General features: G+C 73.3%; 12 protein-coding genes. 1 reads left to right on the top strand and 11 read right to left on the bottom strand.

Features of this window, described 5'->3' with window-relative positions; all coding sequences use genetic code 11:
- Positions 1-26 precede the first annotated feature (26 nt).
- The 5 genes from ACIBTU_RS13235 to proB all read right to left on the bottom strand — a co-directional run bounded on the left by ACIBTU_RS13235 (position 27) and on the right by proB (position 5,094).
- Positions 27-1,130 (bottom strand): hypothetical protein, encoded by a 1,104-nt coding sequence (locus ACIBTU_RS13235; protein WP_399126156.1) that lies wholly within the window; start codon positions 1,128-1,130, stop codon positions 27-29.
- A gap of 122 nt (positions 1,131-1,252) precedes the next feature.
- The gene (locus ACIBTU_RS13240) at positions 1,253-1,843 is read right to left on the bottom strand and encodes a hypothetical protein (protein ID WP_399126157.1); all 591 of its coding nucleotides are present in this window, start codon (positions 1,841-1,843) and stop codon (positions 1,253-1,255) included.
- 89 nt (positions 1,844-1,932) lie between these two features.
- Positions 1,933-3,213 carry a glutamate-5-semialdehyde dehydrogenase gene (locus ACIBTU_RS13245; RefSeq protein WP_399126158.1) on the bottom strand — a complete coding sequence of 427 codons (1,281 nt, stop codon included), beginning with the start codon at positions 3,211-3,213 and terminating at the stop codon, positions 1,933-1,935.
- An 87-nt stretch (positions 3,214-3,300) separates the two neighbouring features.
- Positions 3,301-3,780: a hypothetical protein gene (locus ACIBTU_RS13250; RefSeq protein ID WP_399126159.1), complete on the bottom strand. Its 480-nt coding sequence runs from the start codon at positions 3,778-3,780 to the stop codon at positions 3,301-3,303.
- A 207-nt stretch (positions 3,781-3,987) separates the two neighbouring features.
- The gene (gene proB / locus ACIBTU_RS13255) at positions 3,988-5,094 is read right to left on the bottom strand and encodes a glutamate 5-kinase (protein ID WP_399126228.1); all 1,107 of its coding nucleotides are present in this window, start codon (positions 5,092-5,094) and stop codon (positions 3,988-3,990) included.
- Positions 5,095-5,456: 362 nt separating this feature from the next.
- On the opposite strand from proB, the gene ACIBTU_RS13260 reads away from it, so the two are divergent.
- Complete coding sequence (locus tag ACIBTU_RS13260; RefSeq protein ID WP_399126160.1) at positions 5,457-7,541, top strand: hypothetical protein; 2,085 nt, start codon at positions 5,457-5,459, stop codon at positions 7,539-7,541.
- 75 nt (positions 7,542-7,616) lie between these two features.
- On the opposite strand, the gene galE is transcribed toward ACIBTU_RS13260, so the two are convergent.
- The 6 genes from galE to ACIBTU_RS13290 all read right to left on the bottom strand — a co-directional run bounded on the left by galE (position 7,617) and on the right by ACIBTU_RS13290 (position 16,173).
- On the bottom strand, positions 7,617-8,588 hold the full coding sequence (gene galE, locus ACIBTU_RS13265) for a UDP-glucose 4-epimerase GalE (protein ID WP_399126161.1): 972 nt from the start codon (positions 8,586-8,588) through the stop codon (positions 7,617-7,619).
- A gap of 188 nt (positions 8,589-8,776) precedes the next feature.
- Positions 8,777-10,225 carry a GTPase ObgE gene (gene obgE, locus ACIBTU_RS13270; protein ID WP_399126162.1) on the bottom strand — a complete coding sequence of 483 codons (1,449 nt, stop codon included), beginning with the start codon at positions 10,223-10,225 and terminating at the stop codon, positions 8,777-8,779.
- A gap of 123 nt (positions 10,226-10,348) precedes the next feature.
- Positions 10,349-10,603 (bottom strand): 50S ribosomal protein L27, encoded by a 255-nt coding sequence (gene rpmA / locus ACIBTU_RS13275; RefSeq protein WP_188338968.1) that lies wholly within the window; start codon positions 10,601-10,603, stop codon positions 10,349-10,351.
- Positions 10,604-10,619: 16 nt separating this feature from the next.
- Positions 10,620-10,940: a 50S ribosomal protein L21 gene (gene rplU, locus ACIBTU_RS13280; RefSeq protein WP_399126163.1), complete on the bottom strand. Its 321-nt coding sequence runs from the start codon at positions 10,938-10,940 to the stop codon at positions 10,620-10,622.
- 278 nt (positions 10,941-11,218) lie between these two features.
- The gene (locus ACIBTU_RS13285) at positions 11,219-15,130 is read right to left on the bottom strand and encodes a ribonuclease E/G (RefSeq protein WP_399126164.1); all 3,912 of its coding nucleotides are present in this window, start codon (positions 15,128-15,130) and stop codon (positions 11,219-11,221) included.
- A gap of 248 nt (positions 15,131-15,378) precedes the next feature.
- A complete protein-coding gene (locus ACIBTU_RS13290; RefSeq protein WP_399126165.1) occupies positions 15,379-16,173 on the bottom strand; it encodes a TIGR03936 family radical SAM-associated protein in 795 nt (264 codons plus the stop codon).
- Positions 16,174-16,220 lie beyond the last annotated feature (47 nt).

Consider the following 16,220-nt stretch of genomic DNA (forward strand, 5'->3'; position numbering starts at 1 on the left):
CCGGCCCGCGGGCCCGGAAGGCGGGTTCAGGGCTTGAGGGACGGCTGGGCGCCCGGTGCGAGCGCCCCGCACAGCGCGGCCGGGCCGCCCGTCGCGTACGGGTCGGTACCGGCCGGGCGGTCCTGCTCCCCGGAGCGTCCGGCGCGCTGCCCGGCGAGCAGCGGGTGCAGCCGGGCGGAGGAGTCCGTGGCGCAGGCGAGCGGTCCGGCCTGGACGGTGGAGGAGAGCAGTTCGGCGGTGCGGCCGCGCAGGTCGTCGCGGTCGAAGCGGAAGTGGACGGCGCGGCGCACGGTGAACAGGGAGACGCCGGCGTGCGCGTCGCCGTGGGCGGGGCGCAGGGCGTAGACGAAGGTGTGGTCGGAGAGGACGTCGAGGCTGTTGGCGTCGGTCTCGTCGACGTCGAGGGTGCCGTGGACGCGGATGCCGGGGCCGGCGAGGCGGACCTGGTCGGGGTCGAAGCGCAGCAGCCAGCCGGTGGCGGCGTAGCGCCCGTCGGCGGCGGGGTGGGCGAGGCTGCGGTCGAACTGGGGCAGCTGCTGGGGGTCGACGAGGGCGCGGACGGGCCGGACGGCTCCCCCGGTGAGGACGTCGGGGTCGAGCATGGAGGCGACGAGGTACTGCTTGGCGAGGTCGAGGGCGGTGCGGACCTGGCCGTCGGAGAAGTGGGCGGTGCCGCGGGCGTCGCGGGGTTCGTCGATGCCGTCGGCGGCGGTGGCGAACGAGGCTGCGGGGCTGTGCGCGAGGAGTTCGCCGGCGCCGTCGGCGCCCGGGACGGGGCCGGTGGGCGCGAGGGGTATGACGGTCATGCGGAGCGGGTCGACGTGCCGGGCGCCGAGGGGCGCGGTCCGGTAGGGGCTGCGGACGCCCATGTAGATGGCGGTGCCGAAGGCGAGCAGGACGAGGACGACGAGGAGGACGGCCTGGCGGGTCAGGCCGCGGCGCAGGGTGGGGGTGCGGCGGACGGCCGGGGTGTGGTCGTCGATGCGCTCGTCGGCGGAGAACTCCTGGAGGCGGGCAGCGCGTATGAACGATTCGTCGAACACGACGGATCGGTATTCGTCCTCGCTCGCTCCGCCACCGCCCGGGGCGCCGTCCGGCGTTCCGTCCGGTGGGTCTCCTGGCCCGCTCATACCTTCAGGGTAGGTCGCGGCGCGGTCCGGTAAACGTCATGGGGGGCTCCGCTGCGGGGCCCTGGTGCGGGTCACTTCCGCGCGGCCGCGCATCTGCTGGTCAGGGCGGGGTCACGGCGGGGTCAGGGGGTGCGCGGGACGGCGGAGACGGCGGGCCGGGAGGGGGCGGCGGAGGCGGAGGGGCGGGCCGGGAGGTTCTTCTCCAGCTCGGTCGTGGCGGGCGGCGGCACGCGGTCGTCGGAGCGGCCGGCGGAGGCGCCTCGGTAGACGGCGGTGAAGGCGAGGGCGACCATACCGATGCCCATGAGAAGGGCGAGGGCCCAGGCGACGGGGCGGCGCCAGCGGATCATGCCGCCGGGGTAGGGGCCGGTGCGGCCGTCCCGGTCGAGCTCTTCCTCGTAGAGGTCGTCGGCATCGTCGTGGAAGCGGCCGAACTCGCCGGTGTCGTCGTAGCCGTAGCCGTCGTCGTGGAAGTCGTCGTCGCGGGCGCGGCGGGTACGGGCGCGGCGGGCCTCGGCCTCCTGGGCCTCGGCGCGGGCCTGGGCGGCGGCGAGCAGGCGCTCGACCGCGGTGGGCTCGTGGACCTCGGCGCCTCGCACGAAGTCCTCGTCGAAGACCACGGAGGCGAACTCTTCGTCCCAGCCCCCGCGGTCCTGGTCGTCGTCGGGCTCCCAGCCGTCCGGGGACGGCGTGCCCCCCACGTCCTCCGGCACCCGACCAGAGTAGACCGGAAGGGTCAATTTGGGCAGACGGTAAGGGAATTCACCGGAATTCCCCGCCGCCTGCCCCGGGTCCATACAGGTCAGCGGATGTGGCCGTCGCCGGTGACGATGTACTTGGTGCTGGTCAGCTCGGGCAGGCCCATGGGGCCGCGGGCGTGCAGCTTCTGGGTGGAGATGCCGATCTCGGCGCCGAAGCCGAACTGGCCGCCGTCGGTGAAGCGCGTCGAGGCGTTCACGGCGACGGTGGTGGAGTCGACGAGCTGGGTGAAGCGGCGGGCGGCCTGCTGCGAGGTGGTGACGATGGCCTCGGTGTGGCCGGAGGACCACAGGCGGATGTGCTCGACGGCCTTGTCGAGGTCGTCCACGACGGCGGCGGCGATGTCGTAGGAGAGGTACTCGGTGTCCCAGTCCTCGGGGGTGGCCTCGACGACGGTGGCCTTGGAGGCGTCCGCGTAGCCGAGGATCCGCGGGTCGGCGTGGACGGTGACGCCGGCGTCGGCGAGGGCGTCGAGGGCGCGCGGCACGAACGCGTCGGCGATGTCGCGGTGGACGAGGAGGGTCTCGGCCGCGTTGCACACCGAGGGGCGCTGGGCCTTGGAGTTGATCAGGATGTCGACGGCCATGTCGAGGTCTGCGGTGGCGTCGACGTAGACGTGGCAGTTGCCGGTGCCGGTCTCGATGACGGGGACCGTGGAGTTCTCGACGACGTTCCTGATCAGCGAGGCGCCGCCGCGCGGGATGAGGACGTCGACGAGGCCGCGGGCGCGCATGAGCTCGGTGACGGAGTCGCGGGACTCGCCGGGGACGAGCTGGACGGCGTCGGCGGGCAGTCCGGAGCCGCCGACGGCGTCGCGCAGGACGCGGACGAGCGCGGTGTTGGACTCGTAGGCGGAGGAGCTGCCGCGCAGCAGTACCGCGTTGCCCGACTTGAGGCAGAGGGCGGCGGCGTCGACGGTGACGTTGGGCCGGGCCTCGTAGATGATGCCGACGACGCCGAGGGGGACGCGGACCTGGCGCAGGTCGATGCCGTTGGGCAGGGTGTTGCCGCGGACGACCTGGCCGACGGGGTCGGGCAGGGCGATGACGTCGCGGACGTCGGAGGCGATGGCGCGGATCCGCTCGGCGGTGAGGGTCAGCCGGTCGATGATCGACTCGCTGGTGCCGGCCTCGCGGGCCTTGGCGATGTCCTTGGCGTTGGCCTCGATGATCTCGGCCGTACGGACTTCGAGGGCGTCGGCGATGGCGCCGAGGGCGTCGTCCTTCTCCGCGCGCGGCAGGGAGGCGATGTCGTGGGCGGCGGCGCGGGCGCGGTAGGCGGCCTGCGTGACCGGGGTCATCGAGTCGTACGGGTTGAGCGTCATACCCCGCAGGGTACTGGGCACGGCGGTGTGTCCAGCCGCTGTTCCGGGGGGTGAGACATGGCCGAAAACGGTTGCGGCCCGGGCCCGTCAGAAGGGGTGGATACCGACCGGGGTCGCGGGGAGCGGGCCGTAGCCGGCGGCGATGCGCTGGTGGTAGGTCGTGCGGTCGATGACCTCCAGGCCGACGATCTCCCAGGGGGGCAGGCGGGAGGTCCTGCGGTGCTCGCCCCACAGGCGCAGGGCGACGGCGGCCGCGTCGTGCAGGTCGCGGGCCTCTTCCCAGTAGCGGATCTCCGCGTGGTCGGCGGCGTAGCGGCTGGTCAGCAGGAAGGGGTGGTCGTGCGCGAGCTGCTCCAGGGCGCGGCGGACCTCGTCGATCGGGGCCTCGGCGCCCGAGACGCTGAGGGTGACGTGCCACAGGCGGGGGCCCTCGTCGGTGGTCCCGGCGCTGTCGGGGGGAGTGTCCGGGGCCGGGGACCGGGTGGGGAAGGTCTCCCCCGCGGCCACGCTCGTCAGCGTCCGCTCCGCCGACCCTCGGGACGTCGCCCCCGGGCGCGCTCGTCTCACGACGGCCTCCTTTGCGCAATGGTCGTGCGGACTGGCTGCGTTGGTACCCCTGCAAAGAGTTGAGCAGGCGACAGAGCTTCGTGGGGCGGTTTTGGGGAAGGTCCCCCACGGGAGGCAGGCTTTCGGCCGCCCGGCCGGGCTGTTTCGAAGGTTCGGACCGGCCGTTTCGAAGCTTCGGCCGGGCCGCCGTGAGGGTCTTGCGAGGGTTCAGGGGCGCAGCAGGACCAGGTCGTCCCGGTGCACGACCTCGCGCTCGTAGGCGGGGCCGAGGTCGCGGGCGAGCTCCCGGGTGGAGCGGCCGATCAGCTGGGGGATCTCCTTGGCGTCGAAGTTGACGAGGCCGCGGGCGACGGCCCGGCCGTTCTCGTCGCGCAGTTCGACGGGGTCCCCGGCGCTGAACTCGCCCTCGACGGCCGCGATGCCCGCGGGCAGCAGCGAGGTGCGGCGCTCTACGACGGCCCGTACGGCGCCCGGGTCGAGGGTGAGGGCGCCCTGCGGGGTGGAGGCGTGCTGGAGCCAGAGGAGGCGGTCGGCGCTGCGGCGGCCGGTGCGGTGGAAGTACGTGCCGGTGTCGCGGGCGGCGAGGGCATCGGCGGCGTGCGAGGCGGAGGTCAGCACGACGGGGATGCCGGCCGCGGCGGCGATGGAGGCGGCCTCGACCTTGGTGACCATGCCGCCGGTGCCGACGCCGGCCTTCCCGGCGGAGCCGATCTTGACGTGCGCTATGTCGGCGGGGCCGCGGACCTCGGCGATGCGGGAGCTGCCGGGCCTGCTGGGGTCGCCGTCGTAGAGGCCGTCGACGTCGGAGAGGAGGACGAGGAGGTCGGCGTGGACGAGGTGGGCGACGAGGGCGGCGAGCCGGTCGTTGTCGCCGAAGCGGATCTCGTCGGTGGCGACCGTGTCGTTCTCGTTGACGACCGGGAGGGCGCCCATGGCCAGGAGCTGGTCGAGGGTGCGCGAGGCGTTGCGGTGGTGGGCGCGGCGGGCCATGTCGTCGCTGGTGAGCAGGACCTGGCCGACGCGGACGCCGTAGCGGGCGAACGAGGCCGTGTAGCGGGCGACGAGGAGGCCCTGGCCGACGCTGGCGGCGGCCTGCTGGCGCGCGAGGTCCTTGGGGCGGCGGGTGAGGCCGAGGGGGGCGAGTCCGGCGGCGATGGCGCCGGAGGAGACGAGGACGATCTCCTTCTCACCGCCGGAGCGGTGCCGGGCGAGGACGTCGACGAGGGCGTCGACGCGGTCCGCGTCGAGGCCGCCGGCGGCGGTGGTGAGGGAGGAGGAGCCGACCTTGACGACGATCCGGCGGGCGTCCGCCACGCCTTGCCGTGTCGTGCCCGCCGCCTCGGTCGTTGCCCCGGTTGTCACGCTTGTTGCCGCCCCTGTTGTTGCCCCTGACATGCTCCGCAATCTACGCGACCGGGCGTCCTGGACGCTTTCCGGTTTCGCAGAGCGGACACCGTGACGCACAGCAGTCGCACAGTTGTGTGATCAGAACGCCCGCCCCTGCGTTCTGTACGTTTTATCCATTTTACCGGTGATTGGTGTCACGGAAGATTGCTACGGGGGCACCGAAAGTCATACGGTCTGTGGTCAGCGTTCATCCGACGGGCCCCCCGACCCGCCGGATCCCCACCCCACACGCCTCCCCCACCCTCGAATTCCTGCCAGGAGCCCAGCCCGTGCCCTCCGCCGGACTTGCCCCCCGCCGCGTCCTGCAGCTCTCCGCGCTGTTCGCGATGTTCGCGCTCTATGCGGCCCAGCTCGTCAGCGCGCTCGTGCCCCACGTGCCGCTGTTCGTGGCCACGAGCGCGGCCGGCCTCGCCCTCGACGTGTATCTGCAGTACCGGCAGCCGGGTCTGCTCTCGCTCCTGGGCAAGGTCCGCTTCGACGTCACCGTGCGCCAGCTGCTGCGCGACATGCTGATCCTCGTCGGCCTGCTGCGCATCGACGGCATCGAGCCGCTCGGCGAGCAGGCCCCGCTGCTGATCTCGCTGCTCGGCGTGTACGTGCTGCACTTCGCGTGCCAGGCCGCCGCGGTCCTGGTCCGCCGGCGCCGCCAGCTGCCGATCGTCACCCGCAACATCGACACCTCGGCGCTGCGCCTGTCCGCGGCCCCGCCGCGGATCCTGTCGCGCCGCTCCAGCCACCGCCTGCTGACGTTCTCGATCCCCGCCACCGCGGGGCTGCTCGCGACGGCGGCCACGACGAACGCGCTGTGGGGCGGCATCGGCATCGGTGTCGCGCTCGCCCTGTTCCTCGGCGGAACGTTCTACCTGGCGACCTGGCTGCTCCCGAAGAAGCGCCGGCTCTCCGACGAGCAGGTCACCCAGTGGCTGGACGACTGGCTGGCCGCCTACCAACCGACCGTCGCCATGTACTTCTCGGGCGGCACGACCTCCGCGTACCAGGCGAACATGTGGCTCTCCACGCTCGCCGACGTCGACGGCAAGCCGCTGATCGTGCTGCGCGAGCGCTTCATGGTGAACAAGATCGACGCCACCGACGTGCCGATCATCTGCTTCCCCAAGGTCGCCACGATGTTCTCCCTGGAGAACTCGACGCTGAAGATGATGCTGCACCCGGCGAACGCCGCGAAGACCTCCCAGGTGCTGCGCATCCCGACGATCAAGCACGCGTTCATCAACCACGGCGAGTCCGACAAGCTGAGCTCCTGCAACCCGTACGCGAAGGCGTACGACGAGGTGTGGGTGGCGGGCCCCGCGGCCCGCGACCGCTACCAGCTGGCCGACGTCGGCGTCGACGACAAGGACGTCGTGGAGGTGGGCCGCCCGCAGCTGTCGCCGATCGAGATCGGCACGGGCGCCGTGCAGGACAAGCCCTTCACGACGGTGCTGTACGCGCCCACCTGGGAGGGCTGGGACGGCAACCCGGGCAACACCTCGGTGGTCCTGGCCGGTGAGAACATCGTGCGGCACCTGCTCGCCGACGACCGCGTCCGGCTGATCTACAAGCCGCACCCGATGACCGGTTCGCAGGTCCCCGCCGCGGGCGCCGCCAACGAGCGCATCAAGGCGATGATCCTGGAGGCGAACACCCGCCGTTCCGGGGCCCGGCCCGACGCCCGCGCCGCCGCCGAGCTGACCGAGCGCGCCGCCGAGCTGCACCGGCTGACCTCCACCTCGTTCCGCTCCAGCGCGGACGAGATGGAGCGGATGATGCTGCAGGGCGAGCCCGACCCGGGCCGCAGCGACGCCGTGCGCGCGGCGACCGCCGCGTGGGAGGAGGCGTACTGGGCCTCGTTCCCCGAGTGGGAGCACCTGATCGTCACCGAGGCCCGCCCGGCGATCTTCACCTGCTTCAACCAGGCGGACGTGCTGGTCTCCGATGTCTCCTCGGTCGTCTCCGACTGGCTGAGCAGCGAGAAGCCGTACGCCGTCGCCAACACCTCCGGCCTGTCGGAGACCGAGTTCCGGCTCGGCTTCCCGACCGTGAGCGCCGCGACGATCCTCACGCCGGAGGCCGTCGAGGTGCCCCAGCTGCTCGCGACCGTCCGCGGCGAGACCGAGGACGTGTACACCGAGGCCCGCCTGGAGCTGAAGGAGCACCTGCTCGGCCCGTCGGACCCGCCGTCGATCGACCGGTTCAACGGAGCGGTACGCGCCCTGTGCGGCCGCGCCGACGAGCGCCGGGTGCGGACCGAGGCCCGGGAGGCCGCGGAGATTCCGATACAACGCGACGACTCCCCCGCCGAGCCGATGAGCCTGGTCGACGAGGACGCGCCGGAGAACACGGTCGCCGGCTGACCTCGCGGAACGTGAAGGGGGCGGGCCGGTCCGAGCAGACGCTCGGGCCGGCCCGCCCCTTTTTCGCGCCCTTGGTCAGGCGTGCCGGTGCCGCCGGCCCCGCCAGGCGGAGTCGATCATCTCGTCGATGCCGTGCCGGGCGCTCCAGCCCAGCTCGGCGCGGATGCGGTCGGCGGCGGCCACGACCCGGGCCGGGTCGCCGGGGCGGCGCGCGGTGACCTCGGCGACGACCGACTCCCGGCCGGTGATCTTGAGGATGCGGTCCACCATCTCGCGCACGGAGGCGCCCTCGCCGCGGCCGATGTTCAGGGTGAGCGCGGTGCCCGCGGCGGCGTCCGCCAGGCGGCGGGCGGCGGCGAGGTGGGCGGAGGCGATGTCCTCGACGTGGATGTAGTCGCGCACGCAGGTGCCGTCGGGGGTGGCGTAGTCGTCGCCGAAGATCAGCGGCGGGGCGCCGGCCTCCAGCTTCTCGAAGACCATCGGGATCAGGTTGAACGCGCCGGTGTCGGCCAGCTCCGGGGCGGCGGCGCCCGCGACGTTGAAGTAGCGCAGCGACGCGGCCCGCAGTCCGTGGGCGCGGGCGGCCGCCGCGATCAGCCACTCCCCCGCGAGCTTGGTCTCGCCGTACGGGCTGATCGGCCGGCAGTCGGTGTCCTCGGTGACGAGGTCGACGTCGGGCATCCCGTAGACGGCGGCCGACGAGGAGAAGACGAGGCGGTCGACGCCGGTCGCGGCCATCGACTCCAGCAGGACCTGGAGCCCCGTCACGTTCTCCCGGTAGTAGTGCAGCGGCCGCTCGACGGACTCGGCGACCCGCTTCTTGCCCGCGATGTGCACGACCCCGTCCGCCGCGTGCTCGCGCAGCGTGCGCTCGAGGAGCGGGCCGTCCAGGACGCTGCCGACCACCAGGGGCACGTCGCCGGGCACGCGGTCGCGCAGGCCCGTCGACAGGTCGTCGTAGACGACGACGTCCTGGCCGCCGGCGCGCAGCGCGCGCACGACATGCGCGCCGATGTATCCGGCGCCGCCCGTGACGAGCCAGTTCATACGTCTCCCTTCCGAGGTGACCGATGGTGCGACTGTGCCATATCGCCGATGTGCAACGACCGTCACCTTCACCGGCGGCAGCCCACCTTGAGCCGTTCGGAGCCGCGCAAAGGGGCGGGCCCGGAGGATCTCTCCTCCGGGCCCGCCCCCACACGCTCCGCCGGTCCTGCCCAGAAGGGCTCGACCGACTAGAAGGGATTGAAGCCCTCGTACTCCTGGTCCGCCTCGTCCCGCTCCGCCTGCCGGTCGCGGCGACGCTGGGCGGCCGGGCGCGGGGCCTCGAGACGGTGGTCCTCGCCACGGCGGCCGAGCATCTCGGCGCCCGCCGTCATGGACGGCTCCCAGTCGAAGACGACCGCGTTCTCCTCGGGGCCGATGGCGACGCCGTCGCCGTTGCGGGCGCCGGCCTTCATCAGCGAGTCCTCGACGCCGAGACGGTTGAGCCGGTCGGCGAGGTAGCCGACGGCCTCGTCGTTGTTGAAGTCGGTCTGGCGCACCCAGCGCTCCGGCTTCTCGCCGCGCACGCGGAACAGCGGCTCGCCGTCGACCTCCTCGCGGACCACGGTGAAGCCCGCGTCGTCCACGGCCTTCGGACGGATGACGACCCGGGTCGACTCCTCCTTGGGCTGCGCGGCACGGTGCGCGGCCACCAGCTCGGCCAGCGCGAACGACAGCTCCTTGAGGCCCCGGTGGGCGACGGCGGACACCTCGAAGACGCGGTAGCCGCGCTCCTCCAGGTCCGGCCGGACCATCTCGGCGAGGTCCTGGCCGTCGGGCACGTCGATCTTGTTGAGGACGACGACGCGCGGCCGGTCCTCCAGGCCCGCCCCGTACTCCCGCAGCTCCGCCTCGATGATGTCCAGGTCGGAGACCGGGTCACGGTCGGACTCGAGGGTCGCCGTGTCGAGGACGTGCACGAGCACACTGCAGCGCTCGACGTGGCGCAGGAACTCCAGGCCGAGGCCCTTGCCCTGGCTGGCGCCGGGGATCAGACCGGGCACGTCGGCGACCGTGTAGACGGTGGAGCCGGCGGTGACCACGCCCAGGTTCGGGACCAGGGTCGTGAACGGGTAGTCGGCGATCTTCGGCTTGGCGGCCGAGAGCACGGAGATCAGCGAGGACTTGCCGGCGCTCGGGTAGCCGACGAGGGCCACGTCCGCGACGGTCTTCAGCTCCAGGACGACGTCCTGGAGGTCGCCGGGGACACCGAGGAGGGCGAAGCCGGGGGCCTTGCGGCGGGCCGAGGACAGCGCCGCGTTGCCGAGGCCGCCGCGGCCGCCCTGGGCGGCGACGTAGGTGGTGCCCTGGCCGACGAGGTCCGCCAGCACGTTGCCCTGCGTGTCCAGGACGACGGTGCCGTCCGGCACGGGCAGGACCAGGTCCTGGCCGTCCTTGCCGGAACGGTTGTCGCCCGCGCCGGGCGCGCCGTTGGTCGCCTTGCGGTGCGGGGAGTGGTGGTAGTCGAGGAGCGTCGTGACGTCCTGGTCGACGACCAGGATCACATCGCCGCCACGGCCGCCGTTGCCGCCGTCGGGGCCGCCGAGCGGCTTGAACTTCTCCCGGTGTACGGAGGCACAGCCGTGGCCTCCGCTACCCGCGGCGACGTGCAGCTCGACGCGGTCCACGAAGGTGGTCATGGTTCAGTGCCTCCAGTTACGAACGGAAATGTCTCTACTTCAACACGCGAAAGGCGGACCCGCTTCCCCGCAGGGAAGTGAGGTCCGCCTCGCGAAATCCGGATCAGAAAGCCGTCAGGCGTTTCAGGCGACCGGAACGATGTTCACGACCTTGCGGCCGCGGTGGGTACCGAACTCCACCGCACCGGCGGCGAGAGCGAACAGCGTGTCGTCCTTGCCACGGCCAACGGAGTTGCCCGGGTGGAAGTGGGTGCCGCGCTGGCGGACCAGGATCTCACCGGCGTTGACGACCTGACCGCCGAAGCGCTTCACGCCGAGCCGCTGAGCATTGGAGTCGCGACCGTTCCGAGTGGACGATGCGCCCTTCTTGTGTGCCATGTCTCAGTCCCTACCCTTACTTCGCAGCCGCGGGGATCTCAGTGACCTTGATCGCCGTGTACTGCTGGCGGTGGCCCTGACGACGGCGGTAGCCGGTCTTGTTCTTGTAGCGCAGGATGTCGATCTTGACACCCTTGTGGTGGTCCACGATCTCGGCCTGGACCTTGATGCCGGCGAGGACCCAGGGGTCGCTCGTCACAGCGTCGCCGTCGACAACGAGCAGCGTAGAGAGCTCTACGGTGTCGCCAACATTGGCGGTGGGGATCTTGTCAACCTCAACGATGTCGCCGACAGCAACCTTGTGCTGGCGACCACCGCTGCGCACGATGGCGTACACGCGGATCTCTCTTTCGCTCGGAACGGGACCCCCGCAGTCCAGCCGCGCGAGGCGGCCTCTCCGGCTCCGAAGAAAGAATCTTCGAAGATCCCGGAGGAAAAAGGTTTACGGGAGTGAAGCGCGTCCGATGGACACGCCGACGGTCAAGATTACGGGTCCTCCACTACCGGGTCAAACTCGGCCCAGCAAGAGCGCCCCGCCGGCCCCCGGGGCGCGGGAAAACCCGGAACGCCCCCGCACAGCCGAGCTGTACGGGGGCGCCTGAACCGGGCCGAGCCTTACGACTCGTCGGCGACGGCCACAGCCGTCTTCTTCGCGGCCGTCTTCTTGGTCGCGGTCTTCTTCGTGGCGGCGGCCTTCTTCGCCGTCGTCTTCTTGGCGGCCGTCTTCTTGGCCGCGGTCTTCTTCGTCGCCGTCGCGGCCTTCTTCGCCGTCGCCTTCTTGGCCGTCTTACGGGCCGTCTTCTTGGCGGCGGGCGCCTCCTCGGCCTCCTGCGCGGCGGCCGGCTCCTCCGCGGCCACGGGGACGACCGTGACGGCCGTCTCCTCGGGCGCGGTGGGCGCGGTGGCCTTGCGGACGGCGCGGCGGCGCGGACGGGCCGGGGCGGCGGCCTCGGCCGGCTCCGGCGCGGCCACGGGCTCCTCGGCCACGACGGGCTCCGGCTCCTTGACGGCCTTGACCGGCTCCGTGACGGTCACCGCGGCGGCCTCCTCGGCGGACGCCTTCGGCGAACCGGCGGGGGCGCTGGCCTTGCGCACGGCCCGGCGACGGGCACGCGGCGCGGGCGCCGCCTCGGCCGGCTCGGGCTCGACGACGGGCTCGGGCTCGGCGACGGGCGCGACCGGCTCGGCCCGCTCGACGACCGGCTCCGGAGCCGGAGCGGCGGGCGCACCGGCCGGGGCCGCCGCACGGCGCGTGGCGCGACGGCGCGAACGGCCACGGCCGGCCGCGGCCTCCGCCTCGGCGGGGCTGGAGTACAGCTCCTCGTCGGGCCGGAACTCGGGCTCGGCCAGCGCCAGCGGCTCGGCGACCTCGGCGGCGACCTCGGCCTCCGTCTCGACGCCCTCCGCGGCCTCGGTCTGCGCCGCCTCGTGCTCGTGCGTGTGCTCACCGGCACCCGCGCCGCGACCGCGCTTCTTGCGCTTGCCGCCACCGCCACCACCGACGGAGGTCGGCTGCTCCATGTGCACGATCACACCGCGGCCGTTGCAGTGCACGCAGGTCTCGGAGAAGGACTCCAGGAGGCCCTGACCGACACGCTTACGGGTCATCTGGACCAGGCCGAGCGAGGTGACCTCGGCGACCTGGTGCTTCGTACGGTCCCGGCCGAGGCACTCGAGCAGACGCCGCAGGACGAGGTCGCGGTTGGACTCCAGGACCATGTCGATGAAGTCGATGACGACGATGCCGCCCAGGTCGCGCAGCCGCAGCTGGCGCACGATCTCCTCGGCCGCCTCCAGGTTGTTCCTGGTCACGGTCTCTTCGAGGTTGCCGCCCTGGCCGGTGAACTTACCGGTGTTGACGTCGACGACGATCATCGCCTCGGTCTTGTCGATCACCAGGGAGCCGCCGGAGGGCAGCCACACCTTGCGGTCGAGCGCCTTGGCGAGCTGCTCGTCGATCCGGTACGTCGCGAAGACGTCGACCTCGGAGGTCCACCTCGACAGACGGTCGGACAGGTCGGGCGCCACGTGGTTGACGTAGCCGTGGATGGTCTCCCAGGCCTCGTCACCGCTGACGATGACCTTGGAGAAGTCCTCGTTGAAGATGTCGCGCACGACACGGACGGTCATGTCCGGCTCGCCGTACAGCAGGCTCGGCGACGAGGTCGAGATCTGCTGGGACTTCTTCTGGATGTCCTCCCACTGGGCCTGCAGACGCTCGACGTCGCGGCGCAGCTCGTCCTCGCTCGCGCCCTCGGCGGCGGTGCGCACGATGACGCCCGCGTCCTCGGGGACGATCTTCTTGAGGATGGTCTTCAGGCGCGCGCGCTCGGTGTCGGGCAGCTTGCGGCTGATGCCGGTCATCGAGCCCTCGGGCACGTAGACCAGGTAGCGGCCGGGCAGCGAGACCTGGCTGGTCAGGCGGGCGCCCTTGTGGCCGATCGGGTCCTTGGTGACCTGGACCAGGACGGACTGGCCGGACTTGAGGGCGGTCTCGATGCGGCGCGGGCCGTTGGCCAGGCCGAGCGCCTCGAAGTTGACCTCACCGGCGTACAGCACCGCGTTGCGGCCCTTGCCGATGTCGATGAAGGCGGCCTCCATGGACGGCAGCACGTTCTGGACCTTGCCCAGGTACACGTTGCCGACGTACGAGGTCGACTGCTCCTTGTTGACGTAGTGCTCGACGAGGATGTCGTCCTCGAGCACGCCGATCTGGGTGCGCTCGCCGTTCTGGCGGACGACCATCACGCGCTCGACGGCCTCGCGGCGGGCCAGGAACTCGGCCTCGGTGATGATCGGGACGCGGCGGCGGCCCTGCTCGCGGCCTTCGCGGCGGCGCTGCTTCTTGGCCTCCAGGCGCGTGGAGCCCTTGATGGACTGCACCTCGTCGACGGAGACGGGCTTGTCGTCCTTCTTGCGGGGCTCACGGACCTTGACGACGGTGCGCTCGGGGTCGTCGGTGCCCGCCTCGGCGTCCGTGGCGGCGTCACCGGCGCGACGGCGACGGCGACGACGGCGACGGCTGCTGCTGGAGCCGGAGCCGTCCTGCTCGTCGGCCGCGTCCTCGTGGTCCTCGGTGTCCTGCTCCTCGGCGTCCTCGTCCTCGTCCTCCTCGTCGGCGGAGGCCTCGGAGTCGGAGTCGGCGGACTCGCCACGGCGACGGCGACGGCCCCCGCGACGGCGACGGCGGGTGGGCCGCTCGTCCTGGTCGTCGTGCTCGTCGGCCTGCTCCTCCGGCTCCTCCACCTCGGCCTCGGCCTCGGTGTCGGCGGCGGGCTCGGCCTCGACGGCGGACCGGCGGCGCTCGGCGGCCGGCTGCTCGCTCTCACCGCGGCGGCGACGGCGGCGACGCGGCGTCTGCTCCTCCTCGACGGCGACGGGCTGCGCGGTCTCGACCTCGGCCACGACCTCGGGCTGGGCCTCGGGCTCGGGCACCTCGGCGGCCTCGGCGGCGGCCGCGGCGGCGGCGCGCTCGGGCGTCTGGAACATCGGCTCGGTGAAGACCGGCGCCTGGAACACGGCGACGGACGGACGCTTCGGGCGGCCGCCCTCGGAGTCGCCCTTGGCGCGGTCCTGCTTCGTGCCGCGGGGCTCGGCGAAACCGCCGGCGGCCTTGCGGGTGGCACGGCGGCGGCCGCGGCGCGGGCCGGTCTCCTCCGCGGGCTCGGCGGCGACGGGCTCGGCGGCGGGCGCGGGGGCCTCGGCCGGCTCGGCGGCCTGGACGGCCTCGGGGGCGGACGCCGTACGGGTGGCGCGGCGGCGGCCGCGGCGCGGGGCCGCGTCCTCGGCGGCGGGCTCCTCGGCGGCCTCGGCCTGCTCCGGGGCGGCGACAGGCTCGGCGGCCGGGGCGGCCTCGGTCTGCGCGGGGGCCTCGGGGGCGGCGACGGCGCGGGTGGCGCGGCGACGGCGACGCGGCGCGGCGGGCTCCTCGGCGGGCGTCTCGACCGGCTCGGGCGCGGCGACGGCCTCGGCGGGGGCGCTCTCGGTGACCTGCGCGGCCTCGGCGGCCTCCGGGGCGGCGACGGCGCGGGTCGCACGGCGGCGACGACGCGGGGCGGCCTCCTCGGCGACCGGCTCGGCGGCGGCGGGCTCGGCGGCGGGCGCGGGGGCCTCGGCCGACTCGGCGGCCTGGACGGCCTCGGGCGCGGACGCCGTACGGGTGGCGCGACGGCGGCGGCGCGGGGCGGCCTCCTCGGCGACGGGCTCGGCGGCGACCGGCTCGGCGGCGGGCGCGGGGGCCTCTTCGGCGACCGGCTCGGCGGCCGGCGCACCGGCGGGCGCGGAGGCACGGCGGGTGGCGCGGCGACGCGAGCGGGCCGGCTCGGGGGTCTCGGCGACCGGGGTCTCGGCGGCGGCCTCCTCGGCCTCGTCGACGGTCTCCTCGGTGGTGTCGAGCTCGGGCTCGACAGCGACTGCGGCCTGCGGCGGTCCGGCGGGACGCGACGCGGCCCGGCGCCGGCGGCGCGGGGGCAGGGTGTCGCTGGGGCTGTCCGCGGCAGGGGTGGTGGGTTCGGTCGGCTCGGGCATGCGGGTGGATCTCCCGTCAGGCCCCCGGGCGCCGCGCCTGATCCATGACCGGTGACGTCCGCGGCTCACGCGACCGTGTCGATCGCGGTGCCGCCGGTCCGGGGCGCGGGCGCCGCACGGGGGCTCTCTGTCTGTTCTCGCCGGTTCCGGTACGCCATGTACGTACCGGCCTGGCGAAAGTCCTTGGGTGGGTGCGCTGCCCGACCCAGGTGGCTCCCGAGTACGAGGGCGGCGCTACGACGACCGCCTTACGCGGAACCTTCCACGGCAGGCGCCGTCGCGGCGGCAGAACCTGCGGCCCCTGTGTGTGGGGCGGCCTGGTCTGCCTCGCGGTCGGGCGCGAGCGGGTCGGTCACCGTGCCGGTCTCTGCATCGAAAGGCCCCTGCGCCAGCCTGGTCACCGCTGCGGGGACCGGCGGCGCCAGGTCGGCCACGGCGCGGAGACCGGACAGGACGTCGTCGGGTCGAACGGCAGGCGTCACGTGCCGAACAACCAGGCGCAGTATCGCACAGGCCTTGTCGGTGGGCCTATCAACCGGATCATCGGATGCGGCGACGGCGTCCAGGCTCACGACGGCGGACCGGGAGTCGAACGTCCGGATGCCGCTCTTCGTACGCCGCTGGACCTCGACGGTCTCGGCGGCGCGGAACGCCTCGGCGGCCCGCGCGGCCTCCTCGACGCTCACTCCGTCGAGCCGCAGCTCCCACACGGAGGCGGTGAGCCGGTCGGCGAGGCCGGAGGTGCGGGCCTCGACGGCGTCGATGATGTCGAGGCCCACGGGCATCGACTCGTCGAGCAGCTCGCGAAGCTTCTCGGGGTCGCGCTGCGCGGTGAGCGCGATCTCCAGGTACTCGGCCTCACTGCCCGTGCCGGTGGGTGCGGCATTGGCGTACGACACCTTGGGGTGCGGCGTGAACCCCGCCGAGTACGCCATGGGCACCTCGGCACGGCGCAGCGCACGCTCGAAGGCGCGCTGGAAGTCACGGTGGCTGGTGAACCGGAGGCGGCCGCGCTTGGTGTAGCGCAGTCGGATGCGCTGCACCGCGGGTGCGGGCGGCGGGCCTACGGGCTGTCGCTTGCCCAGTGTCC

The organism is Streptomyces sp. NPDC050145 (assembly GCF_044460245.1).
Taxonomy (GTDB): Bacteria; Actinomycetota; Actinomycetes; order Streptomycetales; family Streptomycetaceae; genus Streptomyces.

Excerpts from the sequence above, each read along its gene's own strand:
- obgE (WP_399126162.1), bottom strand. The coding sequence starts at position 10,225 with ATGACCACCTTCGTGGACCGCGTCGAGCTGCACGTCGCCGCGGGTAGC.
- ACIBTU_RS13235 (WP_399126156.1), bottom strand. The coding sequence starts at position 1,130 with ATGAGCGGGCCAGGAGACCCACCGGACGGAACGCCGGACGGCGCCCCG.
- galE (WP_399126161.1), bottom strand. The coding sequence starts at position 8,588 with ATGAACTGGCTCGTCACGGGCGGCGCCGGATACATCGGCGCGCATGTC.
- ACIBTU_RS13245 (WP_399126158.1), bottom strand. The coding sequence starts at position 3,213 with ATGACGCTCAACCCGTACGACTCGATGACCCCGGTCACGCAGGCCGCC.
- rpmA (WP_188338968.1), bottom strand. The coding sequence starts at position 10,603 with ATGGCACACAAGAAGGGCGCATCGTCCACTCGGAACGGTCGCGACTCC.
- ACIBTU_RS13285 (WP_399126164.1), bottom strand. The coding sequence starts at position 15,130 with ATGCCCGAGCCGACCGAACCCACCACCCCTGCCGCGGACAGCCCCAGC.